Source organism: Streptomyces prasinopilosus (assembly GCF_001419695.1).
Lineage (GTDB): Bacteria > Actinomycetota > Actinomycetes > Streptomycetales > Streptomycetaceae > Streptomyces > Streptomyces prasinopilosus.
In genome coordinates, this window is record NZ_LIRG01000343.1 from 1 (window position 1) to 4317 (window position 4317).

General features: G+C 72.3%; 4 protein-coding genes. 3 read left to right on the forward strand and 1 reads right to left on the reverse strand.

Features of this window, described 5'->3' with window-relative positions:
• Positions 1-21: 21 nt before the first annotated feature.
• Positions 22-1140, reverse strand: coding sequence for a magnesium and cobalt transport protein CorA (locus AOK18_RS15410; protein WP_055694732.1), 1119 nt, complete (start codon positions 1138-1140; stop codon positions 22-24).
• A 581-nt stretch (positions 1141-1721) separates the two neighbouring features.
• Here AOK18_RS15410 and AOK18_RS15415 point away from each other — a divergent pair.
• The 3 genes from AOK18_RS15415 to AOK18_RS15425 form a co-directional block, all read left to right on the forward strand.
• Positions 1722-2306 carry a suppressor of fused domain protein gene (locus tag AOK18_RS15415; RefSeq protein ID WP_074994111.1) on the forward strand — a complete coding sequence of 195 codons (585 nt, stop codon included), beginning with the start codon at positions 1722-1724 and terminating at the stop codon, positions 2304-2306.
• A gap of 364 nt (positions 2307-2670) precedes the next feature.
• Entirely contained in the window at positions 2671-3315 is a 645-nt protein-coding gene (locus tag AOK18_RS15420) for a DUF6758 family protein (protein ID WP_055572705.1), read from the forward strand.
• Positions 3316-3509: 194 nt separating this feature from the next.
• A partial coding sequence (locus tag AOK18_RS15425) for a PHP domain-containing protein (RefSeq protein WP_055694733.1) occupies positions 3510-4317 on the forward strand: 808 nt, incomplete at its 3' end.

The window sequence follows — 4317 nt, forward strand, 5'->3', positions numbered from 1 at the left end:
CGGGGCCGGTGTCACAGGGCGTCAGAGCCAGCCGTTGCGCTTCAGCGTGCGGTGGATGCCCAGGCAGAGGGCCACGGTCACGCCGAGGACCACCGGGTACCCGTACTTCCAGTGCGTCTCCGGCATGTAGTCGAAGTTCATGCCGTACACCCCGCAGACCATCGTCGGCACGGCGATGATGGCGGCCCATGAGGTGATCTTGCGCATGTCCTCGTTCTGCGCCACGGACGCCTGCGCGAGGTTGGCCTGGAGGATGGAGTTGAGCAGCTCGTCGAAGCCGATCACCTGCTCGTGCACCCGGGCCACGTGGTCGGCGACGTCCCGGAAGTACTTCTGGATCTCGGGGTCGACCAGCAGCATCGGCCGCTCGCTCAGCAGCTGCATGGGCCGCAGCAGGGGCGACACCGCCCGCTTGAACTCCAGCACCTCCCGCTTGAGCTGGTAGATCCGTCCGGCGTCGGTGCCGCGCGGGGTGCCTCCCCGGCCCGGCGAGAACACCTCCGTCTCCACCTCGTCGATGTCGTCCCGCACCGCGTCGGCGACCGCGATGTAGCCGTCGACGATGTGGTCGGCGATGGCGTGCAGGACCGCCGAGGGGCCCTTGGCCAGCAGCTCGGGGTCCTCCTGGAGGCGGTGCCGCAGGCCCCGCAGGGAACCCTGGCCGCCGTGCCGGACGGTGATGATGAAGTCCCGGCCGGTGAAGCACATCACCTCGCCGCTCTCGACGACCTCGCTGCTGGAGCTGAGCCGGTCGTGGTCGAGGTAGTGGATGGTCTTGAAGACCGTGAAGAGCGAGTCGTCGTAGCGCTCCAGCTTGGGCCGCTGGTGGGCCTGGACGGCGTCCTCCACGGCCAGCGGGTGCAGCCCGAACTCGCGGGCGATACCGGCGAACTCGTCCTCGGTCGGCTCGTGCAGGCCGATCCACACGAAGCCCGAGTCCCGGCGCACCAGGCGCATCGCCTCCTGGGGGGTGAGCGGCCCCCCGGTCTCCACGCGACGGCCGTCGCGGTAGATGGCGCAGTCGACGACCGCGGTGGTCGTCGCCGGGTCGCGGGTGGTGTCGTACGGGGCGCTGCTCTCCTTGCGCAGCGGGGCACGGGAGGGACGGACCACGGCGCGCAGGTCGCGGATCATCGACATGGCGGGCTCCTTCGCGGAACGGGCAACGAAAGGCGCTGGCGCGACGGGTGGAACCGCCCGGAATGAGGACGTCCTGACCAGAGATGACCCGGCTTCCGGAAAAAGACCGGGCAGGAGATGTTTGGCACGTCCACAAAGCGGGGAGCACCGCACCGTCGCGGTGGCGAGTCTCGTCGCTGATGCAGCTACTGGGGCAGATCAGTCGGGACGAAACGAAATGCTCTTCCGATGAAGACGCGATGATGCGAGGTGACAGCCGGAACGGAGCGGCTACATCAACGGGTGGAAGAGCGGGTGCTACTGCACGGTCGACTTCGGTCCATGCCAGCCCCACCTCCTCCGGCCGGTCCCTCGTGAGGGACGATCCTCATCCCCCGAAGGGGATTCCCCCGTAGGGGGAGTGTCCTAGCGGCACCGGGGCTCCGGCGGACTCTCCCAGTGCCCTGAACATGCCCTGCCGGGCCTGGGCGTTGCCTGGGGGGCCTACTGCGTGCTGCCCCGAACCGCCGGGCCAGACTAGCAGCCGGCCACCGTGTCAAGGCGCCGCTTCGCCCGCTGCCGACGGGTTCTATGCTCGCCGCATGGCAGATGTTCTTCCTCTGGTCGAGGCCCGTTTGCTCACGGCCCTGGGCGAGCCGGACGCGCGCGCGGCGGTCACCTTCCTGGGTACGGACCGCGTCGAGGTGCTGCGCTTCCGGGAGGGCGACATCGTGCGCTACGCCACCCTCGGCATGTCCGCGCAGCCCATGGCCGACCCCACGGCGGTGATCGCGGATCCGGTCGCGGGCCCGCGCGCGGAGCTGGTGCTGTCGGTGCGCGGCGGTCTCGCCGACACCGACAAGGTGCTCCGCCCGCTCGCCGTGCTCGCCGCGTCCCCGCAGGTCGAGGGTGTGGTCGTGACCCCCGGCGCCTCCCTCGACGTCGGCGAACCGCTGTGGCCCGGAGCCCCGTTCACCTCGGTGCTGGTCGCCGAGCCGGGCGGTCTGGTGGAGGACCTGGAACTCGACGAGCCCATGGATCCCGTGCGGTTCCTGCCGCTGCTGCCCATGACGCCGAACGAGGCCGCCTGGAAGCGGGTGCACGGCGCCCAGGAGCTGCAGGAGCGCTGGCTGACCCGCGGAACGGACCTGAGGGACCCCGTCCGCGCCTCCGTCGCGCTGGACTGACGCGCCGCGGCCCTTGGGGGGCGGCCGTGCGCCGGAGTGACCAAGCTCACCTGTGCCGGGTCGTCAGGGGGGAGCCGGGGCGCCGCAGTTGGTGAGGACGAGGACGACCGGGGACGGCCGGTCCGGTCGCGGCGGGCCGGCCGGCCGGCCGTGCTGGAGCGGCCGGTCGGTGGGGGTGGAGGGCCCGGCCGGCGGTGGCGGGGCGCGCGCCCCGTGGGCGCGGTGCCGGATGCGGCCACCGGATGTGCGGTGGGGGAGTCAGGGCCGGTCGATGTGTGCCGTTTCCGGTCCTCGGGTGATCGGTTCGATCCAGACGGGTGATCGTCCTTGACGTGGCGGGGCGGGGGTAGGACCGTGGGGCCCTATGAGGGGCGAACCCAGTTGCCCGAAGTGCGGTGGCCGGGTCAGGGCTCCCGGCCTCTTCTCCGATGCCTGGCAGTGCGATGCGCACGGCGTCGTCCACCCGGTCCAGCCCGTGATACCGCCGAGCGTCGAGGCTCTCGACGTCGTCGTGCACCGTACCCGGGTGCCGGTGTGGATGCCGTGGCCGCTGCCGGTGGGCTGGCTGTTCACCGGGGTGGCCAGCGCGGGTGACGACCGCAGCGGCGGTCGCGCCGCCGCCGTCGCGTGCACCGGACCCGGGCCGCTCGGCGGCATGGGCGAGCTGATCCTCGTGGCCGAGGAACTCGGGGTCGGGCTCGGCGCCCGGTACGCGGGCGTCGACGGCCCGGACCCGGGCCCGTACCTGGACGTCGAGAAGCCGGCCGACGCCAAGGTGCTGGCCGCCGGTCGCCCGACCCCGCTCTGGCACGTCTCCAGGACGCCGGACGACCGGGCCGTCTTCGCGGGCGAGGCACTCGGGATGTGGCTGTGGGCGGTGCTGTGGCCCGAGCAGTCCGGGCTCCTGATGTACGACGAGCTGGTCCTCACCGACCTCCGGGACGCCGGGGCCGAGGCGGAGCTGGTGCCCTGCGGGGCCCTGTCGCCGCGGCTGATGGAGACGCCGTGAGGGACGGCGGCGCGGAGGGCCGGGGCGAGGTGCGCGCGGGGAGCGCGAGGCGTGCCGGTGAGGGGTGCGCGGGTGAAGGACGCGAGGTGCGCGTGTAGGGGGCGCCGGGCGGGTGCGGGTGTGACGGATGCGTACGGAAGTGCGGTTATCCTGAAGCGTCCCCGTCCGCCCGTCACCGCTTGGAGCCACGCGTCGTGCGTATCGACCTGCACACCCACTCCACCGCGTCCGACGGTACGGACTCCCCGGCCGACCTGGTCCGCGCGGCCCGCGCCGCCGGTCTCGACGTCGTCGCGCTGACCGACCACGACACCACCCGCGGCCATGCCGAGGCCCTCGCCGCGCTCCCCCCGGGACTCACGCTGGTGACCGGAGCCGAGCTCTCCTGTCGGTACGACGGCATCAGCATGCACATGCTGGCCTACCTCTTCGACCCCGAGGAACCGGCGCTGCTCGCCGAGCGCGAGCTGGTCCGGGACGACCGCGTACCGCGGGCCCGGGGCATGATCGCCAAGTTGAACGAACTGGGCGTGCCTGTCACCTGGGAGCAGGTCGCCCGGATCGCCGGCGACGGCTCGGTGGGCCGCCCGCACATCGCCACGGCACTCGTCGAACTGGGCGTGGTGGAGACGGTGAACGACGCCTTCACCCGGGAATGGCTGGCGGACGGCGGCCGGGCCCACATGACGAAGCACGAGACCGATCCCTTCGAAGCGCTCCGGCTGATCAAGGGCGCGGGCGGGGTGGCGGTGTTCGCCCACCCGGCCGCGAGCAAGCGCGGCCGGACCGTACCGGAGTCCGCCCTCGCGGAACTGGCCGCGGCCGGTCTCGACGGCATCGAGGTCGACCACATGGACCACGACCCCGACACCCGGGCGCGGCTGCGGGGCCTCGCGAAGGAACTGGGGCTCCTCGTGACCGGGTCCAGCGACTACCACGGCAGCCGGAAGAGCTGCGTGCCCGGCGAGTTCACCACGGACCCCGAGGTGTACGGCGAGATCA

What these genes read in the sequence shown, in the direction of transcription:
- AOK18_RS15410 (WP_055694732.1), bottom strand. Translation starts at nt 1,140, where the DNA reads ATGTCGATGATCCGCGACCTGCGCGCCGTGGTCCGTCCCTCCCGTGCC.
- AOK18_RS15415 (WP_074994111.1), top strand. Translation starts at nt 1,722, where the DNA reads ATGGCAGATGTTCTTCCTCTGGTCGAGGCCCGTTTGCTCACGGCCCTG.
- AOK18_RS15420 (WP_055572705.1), top strand. Translation starts at nt 2,671, where the DNA reads ATGAGGGGCGAACCCAGTTGCCCGAAGTGCGGTGGCCGGGTCAGGGCT.